This window comes from Candidatus Nomurabacteria bacterium (genome assembly GCA_020632395.1).
Taxonomy (GTDB): domain Bacteria; phylum Patescibacteriota; class Dojkabacteria; order SC72; family JAHDCA01; genus JACKFQ01.
In genome coordinates, this window is sequence record JACKFQ010000004.1 from 23,905 (window position 1) to 42,927 (window position 19,023).

At 41.7% G+C, this 19,023-nt stretch carries 17 protein-coding genes; 11 read left to right on the forward strand and 6 right to left on the reverse strand.

From position 1 onward, the window contains the following. Positions 1–4 precede the first annotated feature (4 nt). Both rpsL and rpsG read left to right on the forward strand, forming a co-directional pair. The gene (rpsL, locus tag H6763_03600; GenBank protein MCB9803889.1) at positions 5–415 is read left to right on the forward strand and encodes a 30S ribosomal protein S12; all 411 of its coding nucleotides are present in this window, start codon (positions 5–7) and stop codon (positions 413–415) included. A gap of 17 nt (positions 416–432) precedes the next feature. Then, the gene (rpsG, locus tag H6763_03605) at positions 433–900 is read left to right on the forward strand and encodes a 30S ribosomal protein S7 (protein ID MCB9803890.1); all 468 of its coding nucleotides are present in this window, start codon (positions 433–435) and stop codon (positions 898–900) included. Between the two features lie 219 nt (positions 901–1,119). Here the strand turns inward: rpsG and H6763_03610 are convergent, their stop codons facing one another. Next, on the reverse strand, positions 1,120–2,049 hold the full coding sequence (locus tag H6763_03610) for a glycosyltransferase family 2 protein (GenBank protein MCB9803891.1): 930 nt from the start codon (positions 2,047–2,049) through the stop codon (positions 1,120–1,122). 77 nt (positions 2,050–2,126) lie between these two features. Continuing rightward, the gene (locus tag H6763_03615; protein MCB9803892.1) at positions 2,127–2,777 is read right to left on the reverse strand and encodes a 50S ribosomal protein L25; all 651 of its coding nucleotides are present in this window, start codon (positions 2,775–2,777) and stop codon (positions 2,127–2,129) included. A 139-nt stretch (positions 2,778–2,916) separates the two neighbouring features. On the opposite strand from H6763_03615, the gene H6763_03620 reads away from it, so the two are divergent. The 3 genes from H6763_03620 to dnaK are packed head-to-tail and all read left to right on the forward strand — an operon-like array spanning position 2,917 to position 6,242. Beyond that, positions 2,917–3,642 carry a hypothetical protein gene (locus H6763_03620; GenBank protein MCB9803893.1) on the forward strand — a complete coding sequence of 242 codons (726 nt, stop codon included), beginning with the start codon at positions 2,917–2,919 and terminating at the stop codon, positions 3,640–3,642. Positions 3,643–3,661: 19 nt separating this feature from the next. Beyond that, a complete protein-coding gene (locus H6763_03625) occupies positions 3,662–4,246 on the forward strand; it encodes a nucleotide exchange factor GrpE (protein MCB9803894.1) in 585 nt (194 codons plus the stop codon). A gap of 25 nt (positions 4,247–4,271) precedes the next feature. Continuing rightward, positions 4,272–6,242 carry a molecular chaperone DnaK gene (gene dnaK / locus H6763_03630; GenBank protein MCB9803895.1) on the forward strand — a complete coding sequence of 657 codons (1,971 nt, stop codon included), beginning with the start codon at positions 4,272–4,274 and terminating at the stop codon, positions 6,240–6,242. A 111-nt stretch (positions 6,243–6,353) separates the two neighbouring features. Here dnaK and H6763_03635 read toward each other — a convergent pair whose 3' ends face one another. Then, positions 6,354–7,166: a hypothetical protein gene (locus H6763_03635; protein ID MCB9803896.1), complete on the reverse strand. Its 813-nt coding sequence runs from the start codon at positions 7,164–7,166 to the stop codon at positions 6,354–6,356. A 672-nt stretch (positions 7,167–7,838) separates the two neighbouring features. Between H6763_03635 and H6763_03640 the strand changes: the two genes are divergently transcribed. The 6 genes from H6763_03640 to H6763_03665 all read left to right on the forward strand — a co-directional run bounded on the left by H6763_03640 (position 7,839) and on the right by H6763_03665 (position 16,907). Continuing rightward, positions 7,839–9,653 carry a murein biosynthesis integral membrane protein MurJ gene (locus H6763_03640; GenBank protein MCB9803897.1) on the forward strand — a complete coding sequence of 605 codons (1,815 nt, stop codon included), beginning with the start codon at positions 7,839–7,841 and terminating at the stop codon, positions 9,651–9,653. Between the two features lie 38 nt (positions 9,654–9,691). Beyond that, a complete protein-coding gene (locus tag H6763_03645) occupies positions 9,692–10,975 on the forward strand; it encodes a hypothetical protein (GenBank protein MCB9803898.1) in 1,284 nt (427 codons plus the stop codon). Continuing rightward, on the forward strand, positions 10,932–11,816 hold the full coding sequence (locus tag H6763_03650; GenBank protein MCB9803899.1) for a hypothetical protein: 885 nt from the start codon (positions 10,932–10,934) through the stop codon (positions 11,814–11,816). Before H6763_03645 ends, H6763_03650 begins: the two co-directional genes overlap by 44 nt. A gap of 130 nt (positions 11,817–11,946) precedes the next feature. Then, a complete protein-coding gene (locus tag H6763_03655) occupies positions 11,947–12,240 on the forward strand; it encodes a co-chaperone GroES (GenBank protein MCB9803900.1) in 294 nt (97 codons plus the stop codon). 25 nt (positions 12,241–12,265) lie between these two features. After that, on the forward strand, positions 12,266–13,885 hold the full coding sequence (gene groL / locus H6763_03660) for a chaperonin GroEL (protein ID MCB9803901.1): 1,620 nt from the start codon (positions 12,266–12,268) through the stop codon (positions 13,883–13,885). A 298-nt stretch (positions 13,886–14,183) separates the two neighbouring features. Next, positions 14,184–16,907 carry a hypothetical protein gene (locus H6763_03665; protein ID MCB9803902.1) on the forward strand — a complete coding sequence of 908 codons (2,724 nt, stop codon included), beginning with the start codon at positions 14,184–14,186 and terminating at the stop codon, positions 16,905–16,907. Between the two features lie 57 nt (positions 16,908–16,964). Here the strand turns inward: H6763_03665 and H6763_03670 are convergent, their stop codons facing one another. The 3 genes from H6763_03670 to H6763_03680 form a co-directional block, all read right to left on the reverse strand. Then, complete coding sequence (locus tag H6763_03670; GenBank protein MCB9803903.1) at positions 16,965–17,882, reverse strand: hypothetical protein; 918 nt, start codon at positions 17,880–17,882, stop codon at positions 16,965–16,967. Between the two features lie 47 nt (positions 17,883–17,929). Further along, positions 17,930–18,196 carry a hypothetical protein gene (locus tag H6763_03675; protein MCB9803904.1) on the reverse strand — a complete coding sequence of 89 codons (267 nt, stop codon included), beginning with the start codon at positions 18,194–18,196 and terminating at the stop codon, positions 17,930–17,932. 407 nt (positions 18,197–18,603) lie between these two features. Next, a partial coding sequence (locus H6763_03680) for a hypothetical protein (GenBank protein ID MCB9803905.1) occupies positions 18,604–19,023 on the reverse strand: 420 nt, incomplete at its 5' end.

Consider the following 19,023-nt stretch of genomic DNA (forward strand, 5'->3'; position numbering starts at 1 on the left):
ACCCATGCCGACAATTAACCAACTCGTAAGAAAACCTAGGAAATCAAAGCAACTAAAGAGACGATATAAAGCTCTTGCTACGAATTTCAATCCGTTGAAGAATAAATACACTACAAGGAACAATCCTTTCAAACGTGGTGTATGTCTTCAGGTAAGAACCGTGACACCAAAGAAGCCTAACTCTGCTTTACGAAAGATCGCACGTGTTAGACTTTCAAATGGTCAAGAGGTGACTGCTTATATACCTGGAGAAGGTCATAACCTACAGGAGCATTCTGTAGTTATGGTCAAAGCTGGAAGAAAACGAGACTTGGTAGGTGTTAGATATATTGTTGTTAGAGGTAGATATGATGCAGCAGGGGTAGAAGGCAGAAAGAAAGCAAGATCAAAATACGGTGCAAAATCATCTGAATAATTTCAACACGACCAAAGATGCGAGGAAAGCGTGCTAAAAAAAGAAAAGTGCAATTAGATCCTAAGTACGGAGATGATCTAATGGCAAGATTTATTAATAAGATCATGTTACATGGTAAGCGAGGTACAGCTGAGCAGATGTTCTACGATGCTCTTGAAGCAGCCGCAAAGAAAGTAGGAGTAGACCCATTGGAATTCTTAAATACTATGACAGATAATGTCAGACCCGCATTAGAGATCAAAGCTCGACGTGTCGGAGGAGCAAACTATCAAGTCCCAGTACCTGTGAGTCCAACACGACAGGAAACTCTTGTGATCCGATGGATGGTTGATGTTGCAAGGTCAAAAACAGGTGATTCATTCACCAACATACTTATGAAGGAAATGTTGGATGCTTATAATGGCACCGGTGATGTCGCTAGGAAAAAGGAAGATACTGAAAGAATGGCAGAAGCCAACAAAGCCTTTGCACATTTCAGATGGTAGATCGTTATTAACAACTTTAATTCTGATGATAAAAGAGGTCTGATGACCTCTTTTTTAATCTCCACACCGTTAGTAATTGGAGTCAAAACCCACACGTTCATATTTTCCGTACATAAACCGATACCTAATGAATTGATAGAGGCGCTAAATATAGGTCTAGGGTATTGTCGAGGTGTTGTGGAGTTGTTGTTCGTGTTAGTACGAAAGGATCTCTCTGTCTCAGGCTTTTGTAGAACGTACTGGATCCCATGGTCTATCCCGATCTTTCTTTTTGAACCTATCGGCAAAAGCTAATACCCAAGCAATTGATCGTATCGGATAGAGACATAATGACCAGATGTACTGTTTTGGACTCTGGGCGTACATCAATGGGAATAGAATAAACTCCAATTCTTTTCGTAAGGTTCTTTGATCATCTACCGAGGTTGAAAACTTCTTATGAAGCTCGCGGTTTCCTTCGATATTTCTTCTTCGTTGTTTAAAATAATCGGTGAGGTTCTTTGGGTATGTAACAAATACCTTTGCCTTGGGACAATAAGCTAGCTTCTTACCTTTCTCGAATATCTGGATCGAAATGTAAGTATCGTCAATGTATCCAGGTGCATAGCGTAGATCATTGTTCCGAAAAGCCAGCAAATAACCACTAAGAGGGAAGTAGGCATTCTCACCCATCAGATAACTCCCAACACTTTCTGTAAAAACCTTTGTTCTTTTCACATGGGCAACAGTGGTGAGTAGATTTGCTAAGTAACCCATAAAAGTTGTTTTTGTATCAGTGGGTAAAGGCCTTCCGGTTGCGCCACCTACATCTTGGTCCTGGAAAGGCTCCAAGAGGTATTTTAAGGCTTCTTGGTCAACAAATACATCACCATCAGACATTACGATGAGTTCACCCGTAGAGACCTCTAAGGCTTGGTTCAACGCATACGCTTTTCCTTTCAGAGGGTCAACGATCTGTTTGTACCGCCCAATTATCCCTAGTTCAGTAGCGACCTGATTCCCTGCGCTCAAGGTCGGTTCGTCGGGTGAGACCTGTATGATCTGAAAATCCAAACCTGCTTTTTGTGCAGAGGTCACAAGAGCCTTTATCGATCTGCCTATAACGTTTTCCTCTTGATACCCTGCAATGATTATTGTCGTCTTGTTCATTCTCACTATTATATACAAAAAAGACCGGCTTGCACCGGTCTCATGATATTCACAAATATTCTCACAGATAGCTCTATTTACTCTGCTGTTTCTGTCTCTTCAGCTCCTTCAGCACCCTCATTTGCTTCTGCATCTTCTTCATCCTCAGTTTCTTCAACCTCTGCCTCAACAAGTTTCTGTAGTTGGGCGATCGTCACTATAGCTCTATCGAGGTGATCTTGATTAGGTAAGGTAAGTCCCTCAGGAAGTTTCAATTCGCCTAATGTAACCGTGTCACCAGGATTTGCCATCCATGTGATGTCGATGATTATTGAATCCACCATATCTTTTACTTTACCTCTAACCTCTACGGTTTTTGTAGGTGTTACCAAAACTCCGAGATTGTTCTTAACTGCAGGTGATATCCCTGAAAGTCCGATAGGGATCTCAAAGGTCATGTCTACATCCGGATCGATCTCAAAGAATGAGATATGTCGGATGTTACCTCGGATGGGGTCAAAATCGGTGTCCTTGATCAATGCTCGAACCTCTCTTCCATCATAATTGATGTCTACGATAGTGGATGTTGTGGCCTCAGTCATCAGTCGCTCCAAGTCACCTTTCTCGACTTTTGTATTGAAGGACTCTCCGTTCCTGTTGAACAAAACTGCTGGAACTTCACCACCTAAAAGAAGTCTTCTGGCTTTTTTCCCAGTGAGCTCTCGTTTCTCTAGTTTGATTTTCTGCATAGTAAAACATACTTAGTTGAATGACGGTGTGATTGTATCAGAAGAAAATACCCTTTGCAACAATAAAAACAGTATTTCTTGACACGGGCTTGTGCTTGCACTATTATCATTGGCAGTTAACCTCTTTATTTGCTAAATCTTGTATCTAACAGAAAGACAAAAGAAGATATTGTTGGCGATAATTGAAGAGTATATGAAAGACCCGCAGGAGGTGGGTTCTACTCAACTTGTGAAAAATTATAATCTCAAAGTCAGCTCTGCAACAGTACGTAATGAGATGGTCAAGCTCATGGATATGGGTTACTTAGATAAAAGTCATGTATCCTCAGGTAGATTACCAACCGATCTTGCTTTTAGGTTATATCTAAATGAAGGGGTGAGCGGAAAAGTTGATAATAACCTTTCACTAGTAAAGATCCGTCAAGGTATCTTTAGAGTGAGATTTTACCCCGAACAACTTATACGTCAGATTCTTGAATTGTTGGTAGATAACACATCTTCAGCAAGTTTCATTGTTCTGGACGATATGTCTCGTTCTTATGGAGTCTCCTCTTTGATGAATTATGATGAACTAAGAAATATCGAAGCATTACAAAGAACTCTGGACCTACTTGAAGATGAGAATATGCTCAAAAATGTGTTCTCACGCTATGACGGAGATGAGGTGACAGTCTTGATAGGAGCAGAATTAGGAATAAAGGATCTTGATGAGTTTGCATTGGCATTCACAAAGTTTGACTTCTGGGATAATCGTTCGGGACATATGGGAGTGATCGGTTCAAGAAGGATGGATTATAGAAAAGTGGTCCCAGTTCTGAATACGGTAAGGGATTCGGTTCGTGATTCATTAAAAGGATGGAATTAAGATTAGGCTTACTACAAGTATGAACAAGAAAAGTTCTGTCAATAATTATACAAAAGGAAAGGACACTCCAACAAAGAATGATCCAAGCTCGTTAAATGCAAGGATCGTTCAGCTGGAAGAAGAGATCAGGCAGTTAGCACTTACTATAGATAAGGTTGAGGATGAGAAACAGCAGATCGAAAATCAGATGAAAAAAGCCTTAGCAGACTATCAGAACCTTGAAAGAGCTATGGATAAGCGAATGGATATGAAGTCCATCCAGTTACGTAAGCATATCGCACAAGACCTACTCATCTTGATGGATGATGTGCAATACGGTTTGAATGCAGTTACAGAATTGACGATAGGTGATGATGTACAGGCATGGATACAAGGATTAGTCGACACTATGAGTAAGATGAAAACAGTATTGGAGAGTTTGGATATACAGGTTATGCAGGTGAATGTTGGTGATCAGTTTGACTCTGGCATACATGAAGCGATAGCAGTCGTAGATCAGGGTAAAGAGAATACTGTGGTTGAAATTGTTCAACCAGGTTATGTCATGGGAGAAATGGTCATCAGACCTGCGCGGGTTGTTGTAAGTAAGAAACTCGCAAAATAAAAATAAATTCATTTTTTAATCATATATGTCAAAGATAATAGGAATAGATCTTGGAACAACTAACTCTGTTGTTGCACATCTTTCAGGAGGAAAACCTGAAGTGATCAGTAATGTTGAAGGAGGTCGTTTAACACCTTCAGTAGTAGCTGTAGATGATAAAGAGCAAGTCCTTGTCGGAATGCCTGCAAAGAACCAAGCTGTCACAAATCCGGAAGGTACTGTATATTCGGTAAAACGACTGATCGGAAGGAAATGGGATGATCCAGAGGTACAGAAAGATCAAAAATTACTACCTTTTGAAATGCGTGAAGCAAAGAATGGTGGAATAGAGGTGAAAATGGGTGAGAATTGGTATACACCTCAGGAGATCTCTGCAAAGGTTCTTGCAAAATTGAAAAAGGATGCCGAAGAATTCTTAGGAGATACGGTAACTGAAGCTGTGATCACAGTTCCAGCATATTTTGATGACGCACAACGTAAGGCAACAAAAGATGCAGGTAAGATAGCAGGGCTTACAGTTAAGCGTGTAATCAATGAGCCTACTGCAGCAGCACTTGCTTATGGTATGGACAAACAGAAGGACGAGGTCATAGCCGTCTACGATCTAGGAGGAGGAACGTTCGATATCTCACTACTTGAGATCGGGGATGGCGTTTTCGAAGTACTCTCAACAAATGGTGATACGCACCTGGGAGGGGATAATTTCGATCAGGTTTTGATCGATCACCTAGCAGATGGTTTCAAGGCTGATCATGGTATCGACTTGAGGGATGATAAAACAGCACTGCAGAGATTAAAGGAAGCTGCTGAAAGAGCAAAGATAGAGTTATCTTCTGCTGAGAACACAGAGATCAATATCCCTTACATCACCGCAGATGCAAAAGGACCAAAACATTTGAAATTAACTCTCACAAGAGCAGAGTTAGAGAAATTAGTATCAGATCTTATCGATGCTACTGTCGAACCATGTAAAAAAGCATTGGCAGATGCCAAAGTGAAGAAGGAAGATATTGACCAAGTACTACTTGTCGGTGGTATGACGCGAATGCCAGCAGTACAGAAGAAAGTAAAAGAGTTTTTTGGAAAAGAACCAAATAAGACTGTTAATCCAGATGAAGTTGTAGCTGTTGGTGCAGCAATTCAAGGTGGTGTGATCGCTGGGGATGTTAGAGATATTACCCTTCTAGATGTTACACCTCTTTCGCTAGGTCTTGAGACATTAGGTAATGTCATGACAAAGATAATCGAAAGAAACACAACAATTCCAGTAGAAAAGAAGCAGATCTTCTCAACGGCCGCAGATAATCAACCTGCAGTAGAGATACATGTACTACAAGGTGAAAGAGAAATGGCCGCTGACAATAAAACATTAGGAAGATTTGTACTTGACGGTATCCCACCTGCACCACGAGGTGTGCCACAAGTAGAAGTGACTTTTGCGATAGATGCAAACGGGATCTTAAATGTTGCCGCTGTAGATAAAGCAACTGGAAAAGAGCAGAAGATCACAATAACAGCCTCAACAGGTTTGACGGATGATGAGATCGAGAAGATGGTGGATGAGGCTGCAAAAAATGCAAAAGCAGATAAAGAGAAAAGAGAGATGGCAGAAGCCAGGAATGAAGCAGATTCATTGATCTTCAACACCGAAAAACTTCTAAAAGATCTAGGCGAAAAAGTGGATAAAGAGATGAAGGAGGATACGGAGAAGAAGATTGCTGAAGTCAAAAAACTTCTAGAGAATGAAACGGTTGAATTAGAAGATCTGAAGAAACAAACAGACGAGCTAACCGAGGTTGTCCAGAAATTGAGTGAGAAACTATACGCCGAGGCAGCTAAAGAAGAGGAGGCTAAAAAGGCTGAAGAGAAGGGTAAGGAAAAAGATGGAGATAAAGATAAGGTAAAGGATGAGAGCGGGAAGAAGGATGGTAAGAAAAATGATAAAGATGATAAAGGTGATGAGGCAGAAGCTCAGGAGGCTGAAGTTGTTGAATAATTGGAATTGTAACTGGTAGTTAGAGTGGGTTAGTTATATATAACTAACCGTAGATACAAGCAAGAGTCGAAAACGTCTTAATTGGTATAAACTCGTTTAGATCGTATATGTTCAAGATGGTCGGATATCCGACCATCTTTTATTTACCCCTCTGAATAGAACCAAACCAATTATGTTTATTGTAGGGTAGTTATTTTTGATCATAGTAGCTGCAAGCTCGACCGTAGAGCCTGTTGTCATTACATCATCCACTAGAATAACTTGATTTACTTTACTGATATCAAGAACCCCAGATAATTCGAAAACATCTTGAGAGTTTTTTGCTCTAAGCTCCTTACTTAGTCCGGATTGCTTAATATTGTCGAAACGCTTTGTGAGTAGATCTCTTCGGATATTGATTTGAAGAATCTTTGATATCTCTTTGGCGATCTCATATGTGTGGTCGAATCCTCTCTGATTCTTTCTATATCGATGTGTAGGAATCGGACAGATGATCGTTTTCAGAATGTGATCTGATGGGGTTTGATCCGTCCCCTGTACCGCATCCGCCCCCCGTATCGCATCCGCCCCCTGTACCGCACCCGCCCCCTGTACCGCATCCGCACCCCGTACCGCATCCGATCCCCGTACCGCATCCGATCCCCGTACCACATCCGATCCCCGTACCGCATCCGCCCCCTGTACCGCACCCGACCCCTGTACCGCACCCGACCCCTGTACGGTAACCGACCGAGCTACAATACCTCTCTGTACCTCACCCAACCGCTTTTCCAAATACGGTCGTAGATCATCCAATGCACACCGGTTAAGATGAAATTTATATTCCCTTAAGAATTCTCTGGTAATATCTTTATATTGCCATAAAATGAATACTGCTGATAATGATCGACTGCATGATCGATGGGTAGAAAAATTACTGTTCAATCGACGACAGCTATAACATTCGGGTAAAGATCTGACGAAGTTGTGTTCGTAGCAACTCTTACAAACAGAACTTCCGATCCGTTGACAGTTCACACAGGTTCTTGGGAAGATGATGTTCCATATGGACATGTACTATAATAATCGGATATCGTTAAGTATAATTAAAAAGAAGCTGAAATAATTCAGACCAAACGGTAACTCTAAGGGATCATATTCCTGTCCGTGTAGTTTGGGTCTTGCCAGGAGAACAAATCACGATCTTGTTGTGGTTGGGTAGAGGCTTAAGGAGATTTGAAGAGATCCAGTCAGAACTTAAAGGGATTTTTAGGTTTTGCGAGATTCCTTGGGGAGTCGGCGGTGATCCGGTGGAGATGCAACGGTGATTCGGCGATGATCCAGTAGAGATTCATGGTGATTTGGTATTGTTTAGTGGCGATTTAGTGGCGAATCCGTGACAACTCAGAAGCAACTCAAGGCGGGTTCGGGCGTTTATCGAAGGTTTTGATGCGGTTCGACGAGGTTTCAGCGGGGTTTTCTGGCTGTCACACAGCTGTGATCAAAGGTAGAGATCCACGAAAGCAAAGTCCTACATACCGAGATCTTTGCATTGAAGAGCTTTACTTGTGATGATATATAGTTGCAAGATGTGATATAGATCTCAGAATAAAAGTAATGAGCATATTAAAGAGAATATTCAAACTCAAAGATACCGTAGCAGTCATTGCAGGCATACTTTTTGTCACAAAACTGCTAGGATTTGTGAAGTTTAGGTTGATCGCCGGCTATTTTGGAGCCTCAAAGGAACTCGATATTTTTTGGGCAGCTTTTCTTATACCGGATACGCTTTTCAACATACTAATCGCAGGAAGTGTTAATGCTGCAATAATACCTGTATTTTCCGATGTGCTTTACAAAGATGGTGAAAAACGATTAGTGAAATTAATGAGTGCAACTATCTTTGCTATGTCGATCATCTTTGTACTACTGAGTGTATTGATATTCATTTTTGCGCGGGATGTAAGTGGTTTTCTTGTAGATTCAGGATATATTCATTCGACACTATCCCTAACATCAACCTTGAATTCGACAGATATCGATCTTCTTACCCAGCTGATGAGGATCATGCTACTCTCTCCGATCCTACTTGGGATAAGCTCTGTTGTTACGGCATTCTTACAGGTGCATAAGAGATTCTTCATAACTACCCTTGCACCATTACTATATAACCTCGGAATGATTGGGGGTACTTGGGTCATGGTTGGGGGAATGAATGCAAAAGTTCCTGGCTTAGCTTGGTCGGTGGTGATAGGCTCGGCTTTACATCTAATTGTTCAACTGCCGATCACCTACCAGTTCATCAGGATCCATTTACGAATTCGGGATATAGGTAATATCAATGGTCAGGCAAAATTTTACACAAAAGAGATACTACATATTTTCAGGTTGGCGATACCGAGGATCATCGCGTATGTTGGTGAACAGATCAATGTGATCATCAACACAATAATTAGTTTCAGTCTAACGGAAGGAGCACTCAGTGCATATAGATTTGCGATATCGCTTCATCTATTCCCTGTGCATATATTCGCTGGTGCTTTCGCACAAGTCTCGCTTCCTCAGTTTGCTGAGGATTATGCAAAGAACGATATGCAGGCATTCAAAAATTCCTTTAATAAAGCTCTTACAAAAATGATGTTTGTAGTTCTGCCATCAGTTGCAATTCTAGTTATACTTAGATTGCCGATCGTGCGTTTAGCTTACGGTACTGGAAAGTTCGATTGGTGGGATACTGTGGTGACATCTTGGGCTCTTGCTCTGTTAGGTCTGGCAATTATCGGACAATCTGTTGTAGCTCTGACACTGAGAGCATTATATGCAGTTCATGAAACTAGATTGCCACTTGTAGCTACTATCATAACTGTGATAGTGAATATCGCAGGTAGTTACTATTTTACGAACTTCTTTAGCCATTACCAAGATTGGCGACCAATTATTTCACAGGTAACATCCCAGCTTGCAGAAGGGATATCGGCCGGCGGGATAGATCCTTTTCTACAGAGTGCAGGGAGTTTATGGGGTGATCTCGGAAAATGGTTCACAACGAGGAATGTTTATGATGCATCTGTTGGAGGTCTATCACTTAGTCTTAGTGTAGCTTTCTTTATCGAGATGGTTCTGAACCTATACTTTCTAAGCCGCAAGGTTAAGATCGTATGTTGGGATACTTTGATCGCACCTATTACAAAGATGACATTAAATACCCTCGTCATGAGCGGATTTATGTATTTCGTATTCCGCTTGACCGACTTCTCGCTTGACACTACACGTACTATTTATGTTGCCATGGTTCTCTTTGTCACAAGTTTTGTCGGTGGGGTTGTTTATGTCCTGATGAGTTTCACCACAAATGTCAAAGAGGTCGAATTGATAGCAGATAAAGGTAGTAAGCTTCTTCAACGCATCCCTTATTTCAGTAAGAAGCGGTAAAAGTTTCTTTCCTTGTCGATTTTGTTGTAAAATTGAGTATGAGAACAGCAAGATATTTGGCTATCTTTGTATCACTGATATTTTTCCTATCTGGTAGTGTTGTTCATGCAAAAACATCTGGCGATGTCGTCCTAAAACTTGGTAATGTTACCAATAAGCGTGTCGAGGTTTCCGTTTCTTGGCTTCTAGTGCAAGATGCCCCGGGATATGACCTGACTGTCAGATATTCAGGTCCGATCGAATTTAGAGAATTTCGCCCAATAGATGAGAGTTGTCCTGCTGAAGTCGTGTCATCATTTTCCGATCAGGTTGGTTTGTTTTGCTTGATGAATCCCGGTCAGAATCTAAAAAGGATCTCTACTCTAGGAGACCTCGTATTTGATGTTACCGGTGATGGTAATGTGACCATCAATGTAGTTGGAGCTGATTTTGGAGATCAGGAGATACTGATCGAGCCGATCAGCTTTCAAGTGACCAATGGTGGTGTTGATACCACCGGATATCTTTTCAAAAACATTACCCTTGCTGATACTATCTGGTGGCTTGCTGGCATATGTTTGATGTCGCTCTTTCTCTTTACGTATCTTTATCTAACAACGAAAAAGTCTAACTCCAGAGCAGGACAACTTGTTATGCTGGGTCTTATTGGGGTAGCGGTCGTGACGGGTACAGCGGCTGTGATGTATTCGTATGGGGATAATTTTGATATAAGAGAAAAAGCTGCACCAGCAAGCTGTGTACCTGATTGTACAAAGAAACAGTGTGGAACAGACGGATGTGGAGGCTCTTGTGGTACTTGTCAAACCGATAGTACCTGTTCTGATGATGGGATCTGTGTTGTGAATGAGCCGGGAGGTACGCCAGACCCTATGTTTGCATGTGAAGTGGATTCGGATTGTCGTATAGCTTCCTCAAGCTGTTGTACTTGTAATGAAGGGGGCGATGAGATCGCGATAAATAGCGAATATTATCAGAAGTATCGTGATGATGTCCTGAAGTGTAATTCTAGGATCCTTTGCCCTCAGGTTTATAAATGTACAGATGCGGAGGCTGTGTGTACGAATAATGTATGTGTAATTGCTGGTTCTATACCACCAACTGATCCTCCTGAACCGTCCCCAGTCTTGATAGGAGATATCAATTCTGATGGGTTTGTGAATTTAGCAGACTACGCGATATTCCTAGCAGATTATATTGAATGGAAATACGATCTGAAATTGAACATGCGTTCGGACCTGAATTCCGATAAGAGAATATCTATTGCTGATTATGTCATCTTTGTTGAAAAATATCTTGATCAGAGAAATAAACAAAACACCTGACCAGATCCAAAGTAATCCTCAAAAGGTACAACCTCTTAATAATGATGGGGGAATTACCAATCACTCGGATCGTGATTATCAGAGTGAAGCTGTCTTAGGTATTGAACCAGATGTCATACCTATAGGTGATCAGATCTCTACCATGCAGAATTCTCAAGCCGTACAACCATCTGATTATCCATCTGTGATGCACAAAAGAAGCTGCTTGTCATATCTATTCACAGGGTGTGTATCATTTGGATTGATCATAATTCTCTTGCTTGTCTTGATGATATTTATACTAGTCTCACAATATCGTTCTTATGCAGAGGAGATCACATCCGGGAGCGATCAAAGCTATCTGATCACTGAGGATAGTATTTCTGAAGATGAACGTGCAGATCTACAGACAAAATTACAGAATTTCCAAGAAGAGGCAGAAACAACTACATTTATTGTATTTACACCAAGAGAACTGGGAGTGTTGATATATGATGTCATAGCACAACAGATAGATGAACCAACATCTTTAGATGCTGTAAGTATCAAACCGTCAGAAAATCTTTGGGAGATGTCATTTAAGCTATCTTATGAGAACAAGTCTATCCCTTGGTTCTCTGTGCAGTTGTTTAAAGAAGATCAGGAGAGTGCTGAGCTATATATACCTACTATAATTGTAGCGGGGGTCGATCTGAAAAGTATCGGCTTGGGATTTATCGTGGATAGGGTCAATGATGGATACCGTGAGGCCTTACTGGTGACAGATGAAGGAAGCGTGACGTCACGCCTATATGAGAATATCGAATTGACTGAAGATTCCGTTATTATAAAAGCAAAAAAGATCGAACCACCCGGTAATTGATCTCTTTACATTTCTCTCTTGACACCTTGTTCTATTTTGCTAAAATCTTTAGCAGCTCGTGAGGTGGATTGCTAAACTCGCGAAACAGGAAATTCATAAGTTATATAATTTAATAATTTCTTTACAAGTTATGGCAGAAAAGAAAGTAAAGATCACCCCGTTAGGGAAAAGGGTCGTAGTCCGACCTGAAGAAGTAGAGGAGACCACAAAGGGTGGATTGATAATTCCTCCATCAGCTCAAGATGATCAGAAGTCTGAAGTAGGAACAGTTGTTGTTCTTGGGACAGGTGAAAAGGACTTCAAATTTACTGTAAAAGTAGGCGACAAGGTCTTTTTCAAAAAGTATTCTCCTGACGAGATCGAGATCGATGGAGAGAAATACTTTGTATTAGCTGAGGAAGATATCCTCGCAATTGTAGGCTAAATAAATTATCCAATCTACTAGAAAAATGGCAAAACAGATCGTATTTAACGAGGAAGCTAGAAAGAAGCTGATGAAGGGTGTAGATACCCTTGCTGATGCTGTAAAGGTCACCCTCGGTCCGAAAGGACGAAATGTGGCTTTAGGTAAAAAGTATGGAGCACAAACTGTAACTAAGGATGGTGTCACAGTGGCAAAAGAGATCGAACTCTCAGATCCCTATGCAAATATTGGTGTAGAGATGATAAAGGAGGCTGCTTCAAAGACTGCAGATAATGCAGGAGATGGTACAACTACAGCAACAGTGATCGCTCAGGCGATCGCTCGTGAAGGTTTACGCGTGGTTGCAGCAGGTTCTAATCCGATCGCTCTTAAAAGAGGTATCGATAAAGGTGTCGAAGAAGTTGTAAAGCACTTACTTGGAAATGCAAAGAAGATCTCTACAAAAGAGGAGATCGCCCAGGCTGCAACTATTTCAGCAAATAATGATGCTCATTTGGGTGAATTGATCGCTTCTGTATTTGACAAAGTGGGTAAGGATGGTGTGATCACAGTAGAGGAGGCTAAAGGATTTGTTGATGAGGTCGAGTATACCGAGGGTATGCAATTCGACAGAGGATATGTTAGTCCGTACTTCGTCACTGATGCTGAGTCCCTTGAAGCAGTGATGGATAATCCTTACATTCTGATAACTGACAAGAAGCTCTCTACACTCCAAGATATTCAAGCGATCGCAGAGAAAGTCCTCCAGGCAGCAGATAGACCTCTTCTCATAATTGCTGAGGATATTGAGAATCAAGCTATGGCAACATTAGTTGTCAATAAACTTCGAGGAACGTTGAATGTGGTGGCTGTAAAAGCTCCCGGGTTTGGAGATAGACGAAAAGAGATGCTTAAGGATATTGCAGTTCTTACCGGTGGTACTTATATCTCTGAAGAGATCGGAAGAACACTCGAGTCTATAGATCTTTCAGATTTAGGAAGTGCTAAGAAGGTTATCGTGGACAAGGATAATACTATAATTGTAGATGGTGCAGGCCGAAAGGAAGATATCTCTGCAAGAGTAAAAGAAGTTAAAGCTCAGATAGAGGCTACAACTTCAGATTACGATAAGGAGAAGTTACAAGAGAGATTAGCAAAGATCTCTGGAGGAGTTGCAGTGATCAAGGTTGGTGCGGCTTCTGAGGTTGAGATGAAAGAGAAGAAAGATAGGGTGGAGGATGCTATGCATGCTTCAAGAGCAGCTTTAGAAGAGGGTGTCGTTGTTGGTGGTGGACTTGCTCTTCACAATGCAGTAGAAGCATTGGATGGTATGGAGTTGGCTGATCCTGATGAGAAGGTTGGTATTGAGATCTTGCGAAAGGTTTTGAGTGAGCCATTGAAGTTGATCGCTGAGAACGCTGGTCAAGATGGTGCTGTTGTCGCAGATAAAAGTCACGGTACAAAAGGTTTCAATGCTAAGACTGGTGAGTATAGTGATCTTATGAAGGATGGGGTGACCGATCCTGTTAAGGTTACTAGATTAGCACTTGTATATGGTGCATCTGTAGCAACTATGTTGATCACAACGGAGGCTGTTGTTGCTGATGAACCAGAGCAGGAGAAGCCTGCGCCTGAGATGCCGGGTGGGATGGATGGGATGATGTGATCCCGCTAACTTATAGTGCGACGTGGGTGGCATTAGTACGGAGGTCGAAAGACCTCCGTTTTCATCTGTTTCGAGTGGTGGTATACCAACTCTCTGTTGACTTTGAGGTGTGGATTTGTCTGAGTGGGTGGTTGTTTACTAGGGGAGAGTATGAAGATCTATCGAACAGATCAAGGCATTTTGAATGGCGGAGTGAGGATATGTTTTTGAAGGAGTTGGAGTGATCATAAAATTGAATTCTATACCCTATTCTGATAAGATTATCTGACTATAAGGCACTAAATTAACACCTGAAAAAATGACTCAAGGAAATGTTGATAGTAGTACTCAAGGAGCTTCGCCATTGGAAGCACTTAGGCGATTCCGGGAGGAGGATCAACAGAATCGACAGCACAGTTCAACCAGTGTGGAACCCTCTGTTGAAAGACCTCGCACGATGGCAGATCAGGTGGTTGATGGACAGATAAGGCATTCACCGATAGATTCACAAGTGAGGAACTTGCAAGAGATAAGCTCCGAAGTAGAGGATAAGATCGGTGATCAAGAGGTTGCAATAAATAGCCAAAATGGGGATGACAAGATCCTGAGATTCTTAGGAAATATTCAGAAAACACTCTTTCTCTTTACATTGACTATAATTCCAACATTTATACTTCCGATACCTTGGGGGTGGTCAGAGTATTCAAAAGGTATCTTCCTAGTACTTATCACGATACTTTTAGTCACACTAGAGGTGATGAAAATGTTTTTGAGTGGGCGATTTGCTGTGATGAAAGGGTTCTTGGATATTGCTGTGTTGACGATCTTCGGTTCATACTTGTTATCTACACTATTCTCCAAGGATCTGGGATCCAGTATGTACGGATATGATATGCGCTTGGGTACGGGTTTTGTTGCTATTACGGCGATGATCGCATTCTTTTTCGTTGGTAGGTCGATTGTAAGGAATCGGTCTGATTTTTTTACTATCCTCTTGATCTCAAATATTGGGATCACACTCTCAGCATTTTTTAGCACATTATCTTTTTTGGGAGTGAACCTATTTGGCTTTATAGGGTCTATGGATGATCTCTTTGTACCGGGATTTCCACTAGTGGCTGCAGCTGTCATAGGTCTGGTCCTCTGGGGGAGTGGCGTGCTTATAAGTATGATTGAAATAATGAATACGGGCGAGCGATCAAGCTCTCTGTCGATCTTGTCGTTCATCCTTGCATTGGTGGATCTTCTGGCAATTATTTTATTCTCATTAGGACAGGGTGTGTCTGTATTGATACTTTTAGCTGTCGTCTTAGGCTTGATGATCTTCTTGCTGTTTACAAATAGAAAATTATTCACAGGTAGTCAGGTTACACTGATCACTTTGATAGTAGCTTTCTTTATTGTAGGAGTAGTGGTCACTCAGATCCCATCTGTAAACGAGAAATTAGTAGAGTCTACAGATGCGATCTCACAGGTGGCTTTGCCCAGTCAGATAACCTGGCAGATCGTCACAAACACACTCTCTGAGAATATCGGAATTGGGTTGATGGGTTTCGGTGTGGATACCTTTTCCATCTATTACAACATCTATAAGCCTGCTGCAATAGGAAATGTAGACCTCACAAACACAAACTTCACATTTGGAAATAGCGAGATACTAACGTTGATGGGTAATAGGGGAGTACTTGGAGCACTTCTCTGGTTGGCTGTCGGAGTATTGATCATCTACCAGATATTCAATGATCATACAAAGAAGGGTAGAACAGATAGCAACAGAATAACCTTACTCTCATTTGATTTCGTATTATTGTTCCTTTTCATCTCTTCATTCCTGGTGTATTTCGGCTTTATGCTATATTTCCTTCTCTTTATGTTGTTATCTTTCAGGGTGATCGTAGGGTCGGTTCTCGAACCTAGAGATGCAGAAACATTTGTTATGCAGTTGGATCTATTGGTTGAGAAGGTGGGACAAAATAAAAGTAACTTGATACCCAAAGGATTAGCTTTTATAACAGCATTAATTGGGGTGTTCTTGTTGAACCTCAACTTCAATTCTCTTCGAGCAAATCTTTATGCATTAAAGGCAGAGGATCGAATAATAGAAGTACAACAAGATATTTTAGAAGCAGATGGAGACAGACAAGTAGATGAGCCTAGCAACTATACGATCGATCAGCGAGAAACTGCTTTAACAGAAATAATAGATCTGTATGCTCAAGCAACCAATTTACAACCAGACAATTCACAATTTCACAGAAGGAGATCTTTGATACTCCTTGATTACATGAATCTCCTCGTAGAAAAGGCAAATACCATCTCGACCGAATATGTCAAAGAGAATGGCGAGGGTTCTGACCCTCAGGAAAGTGAAGATTTTCAGCAAGTTCAGGCTCAATTGACCCAGGTCATCGAAATAGCCGTTGAGGAAACAAGACAGGCTACTGAGTTGGGTCCATTACTGTTCTCAAATTGGGATGCAAGGGGATATCTTTACTCTCAACTAGTGAATTTGAACCTAACTAGCTATGTAGCATCCGGTATTGCTGCTACAGATAGGGCGGTGAGATTGAATCCTACAAACTACCTCTCATACTTCCGTGCCGCACAGCTATATGTAGCGGGTGAACAGCTAGAAGAGGCTGGTGCGACAGTAAGTAGGGCACTTCAGATCAATCCAAATCATATACCGTCACTGCTGTTGGCCACGGAATTAAGCATAGCAGGAGAAGATTTCGATACAGCAAAGGCACTTTTGGAAAGAGGGTTGCAGATCCTTGAGGCTGTGGAGGCGACAGATTCTGAGGTTTACACATTGATGGAGGATAGACTAGCTCAAGTCGAACAGGCAATCGAGAATGGCGGAGTTCTGCAAGGTGAGCTTGATCCTGATCAGTTACCAAATGAGAATGACGACCCATTACAGGGAGAGGAAGTTGACGAAGAACAATTACCTGACGAACCTGTAGATACTGGTTTGGTTGATGAAGAGGGTAATCCGGTGGACACAGGAGAAGAAGTAGTGGATCAGCAGCTTCCTCAGTAGGTCGTAAGAAGGATATATTAGCCATTGGTAAGAACCACCCGGTAAGGTGATTCTTTTCTAATACCAGATCCGTCTTGGTAGGGCAACATTTGGCCTCATTCTTGTGCGTAGATCAAACTTTTGTGCAACTTTACGGAAATCTTCGACCGGGTCATCTGGCCTGTGAGGGCTTCTTCTCTTCTGATAAGCATCTGAATCTTCTGCTGAAAAAACTATCTCCCTAAGTTCTGTAGACCTATCATAAGAAGTAGTATACAAAAGTACTTTTCCATCGGGGTCAAGTACTGGTATCAAACGAAAGGCTCTTGGCGTGCCTTGACCTAAATGATGAGCATGGTATTCCATGGCGTTTTTCATCAGTACACGACCACCTTTGGTACTGCTTAGCTCCTGTATGCTATGTCTACCTGCATGAGATCTGGAGAAGGGTACCCAATTTTCGATCAAGTTCTCGTTCAAGAGTTGGTCAGCACCAGGTAATGCTTGGAATAATGGATGTAGAGTATTCCATCTATCAAACAGTGACAGTTCCTCTAGGGTCATGGAGAGGCCAGATATTGCAGATATTGCTAGAAGGTTCCTTTGCCTTGCACCTTTTGCCAACTTCTTTTGTCTTGAGGCGACTGATAGTAGGGCACCACTATAATCGATATCATTCTGCATAATCACAACGGAGCTATATGCCGACCCTATCCTGAGTAAAACAACTAGCACAGCTCTTTCTTGATTTTCAACATTATCACCCACTAGCGATACCGGAACAGGAATAAAGCTCGTGTATACGGCATTTTCATTATTCAACATTTCTATTGGGTCTAGTCCAAGCATCCCACCAGTTTGGGAGTAAAATTCTAACAGTATTCCTCCCATTCGGTCATGGGCAACTAGATCTTGAGACCATTGCCAAAAAGTTGGATATTGAGATGCTGGATCTTCGAGCTCTACAGCATTTGGAGCTGTCAATCTGTCGACCATATTCTTGTCAGAAATGCTTAATGTAATTCAATATGTGACCTTTCTATCTAATTAATAGGGTAACTCCAGACCTCTCTCGCACCGGCAAAGTCTGAAAAATGCTGTATTGTTCTCTGGTCAAAGACTGGTTGGAAGCCATCTCCAACCTGTCTATACGTTAATGCAGGTTCGATCATAAACTCTCGAGTACTACCGTTAGACTCAAATTGAATATACAGACCCAAACTCCAGTCATCAGGATTATTCGAATGTCGAAGTCTAAGAGGAAGTATTTGTACCGAAGCCTCATCTACACTGTATCCCGCCTTCTTCATCCAATTTACTATGGCCATATATGAACCGATCCTCTCGTTATCATGTGCAAATTCTCTTGTAGTATCAGATGCGAGTCGGCTCTTCCAATAATCAGTAAGTAACTCGAGAGGAAGTAAGCCATCGTTTCCGATGAGATCTCGATCCCTAGGATCTGGGCAACCCTTTGATGCATATGCCCAACTCTACCGACATCAGAATCATGTTCATATAATTCGGTTGCTATTCCCTCCAACTCCCTATAGCGTGCATCAGGTGCTAATGTTGAGGGATATGATTCTTATATCATCTAATAAAAATATATAGGTTAGTATTCAACATTCTACCCCCCCACATATACAGTTGGTCAAGTGAAATAGACACAGATGCTCTGTTCTTGTCACAGTAATGGAAAATATGCCCTCTGGGGTTATTTAGATCTGGTGGATTTCTCTTTTGCACCCTTCTTGCCTATGCCTCTCCGTACTTTCTTCACAACCCTATAAACTCCAAATAGTACCACCGCACCGATTCCATACACCACCCACTTATTCAAACCCGGGATGATGACGGCCGATTCCAAATACGCATCATCGAACTGATTGTATGTTCGGGTCACCACACGGAGGTCGTGGAATGCATTGTCGATCGTCCATAAGTCAAAGGTAAAATCCTCTGAGAATGTTCTATCAGGATATGCTCTAGCACCATCAGCATTAAGACGTTCCTTAGCAAGTCTTTCATTTGTGACCGTATCAAAGATCCTTAACTCTCCCTCGGGTGTGAAGACATAATCGGAAAGATTCTCATATCTATAGGTTAGCTGGATAGGGTGGAGGTACGGAAAACC

Excerpts from the sequence above, each read along its gene's own strand:
- rpsL (MCB9803889.1), top strand. The coding sequence starts at position 5 with ATGCCGACAATTAACCAACTCGTAAGAAAACCTAGGAAATCAAAGCAA.
- rpsG (MCB9803890.1), top strand. The coding sequence starts at position 433 with ATGCGAGGAAAGCGTGCTAAAAAAAGAAAAGTGCAATTAGATCCTAAG.
- H6763_03610 (MCB9803891.1), bottom strand. The coding sequence starts at position 2,049 with ATGAACAAGACGACAATAATCATTGCAGGGTATCAAGAGGAAAACGTT.
- H6763_03615 (MCB9803892.1), bottom strand. The coding sequence starts at position 2,777 with ATGCAGAAAATCAAACTAGAGAAACGAGAGCTCACTGGGAAAAAAGCC.
- H6763_03625 (MCB9803894.1), top strand. The coding sequence starts at position 3,662 with ATGAACAAGAAAAGTTCTGTCAATAATTATACAAAAGGAAAGGACACT.
- dnaK (MCB9803895.1), top strand. The coding sequence starts at position 4,272 with ATGTCAAAGATAATAGGAATAGATCTTGGAACAACTAACTCTGTTGTT.
- H6763_03640 (MCB9803897.1), top strand. The coding sequence starts at position 7,839 with ATGAGCATATTAAAGAGAATATTCAAACTCAAAGATACCGTAGCAGTC.
- H6763_03645 (MCB9803898.1), top strand. The coding sequence starts at position 9,692 with ATGAGAACAGCAAGATATTTGGCTATCTTTGTATCACTGATATTTTTC.
- H6763_03655 (MCB9803900.1), top strand. The coding sequence starts at position 11,947 with ATGGCAGAAAAGAAAGTAAAGATCACCCCGTTAGGGAAAAGGGTCGTA.
- groL (MCB9803901.1), top strand. The coding sequence starts at position 12,266 with ATGGCAAAACAGATCGTATTTAACGAGGAAGCTAGAAAGAAGCTGATG.
- H6763_03665 (MCB9803902.1), top strand. The coding sequence starts at position 14,184 with ATGACTCAAGGAAATGTTGATAGTAGTACTCAAGGAGCTTCGCCATTG.
- H6763_03670 (MCB9803903.1), bottom strand. The coding sequence starts at position 17,882 with ATGGTCGACAGATTGACAGCTCCAAATGCTGTAGAGCTCGAAGATCCA.
- H6763_03675 (MCB9803904.1), bottom strand. The coding sequence starts at position 18,196 with ATGAAGAAGGCGGGATACAGTGTAGATGAGGCTTCGGTACAAATACTT.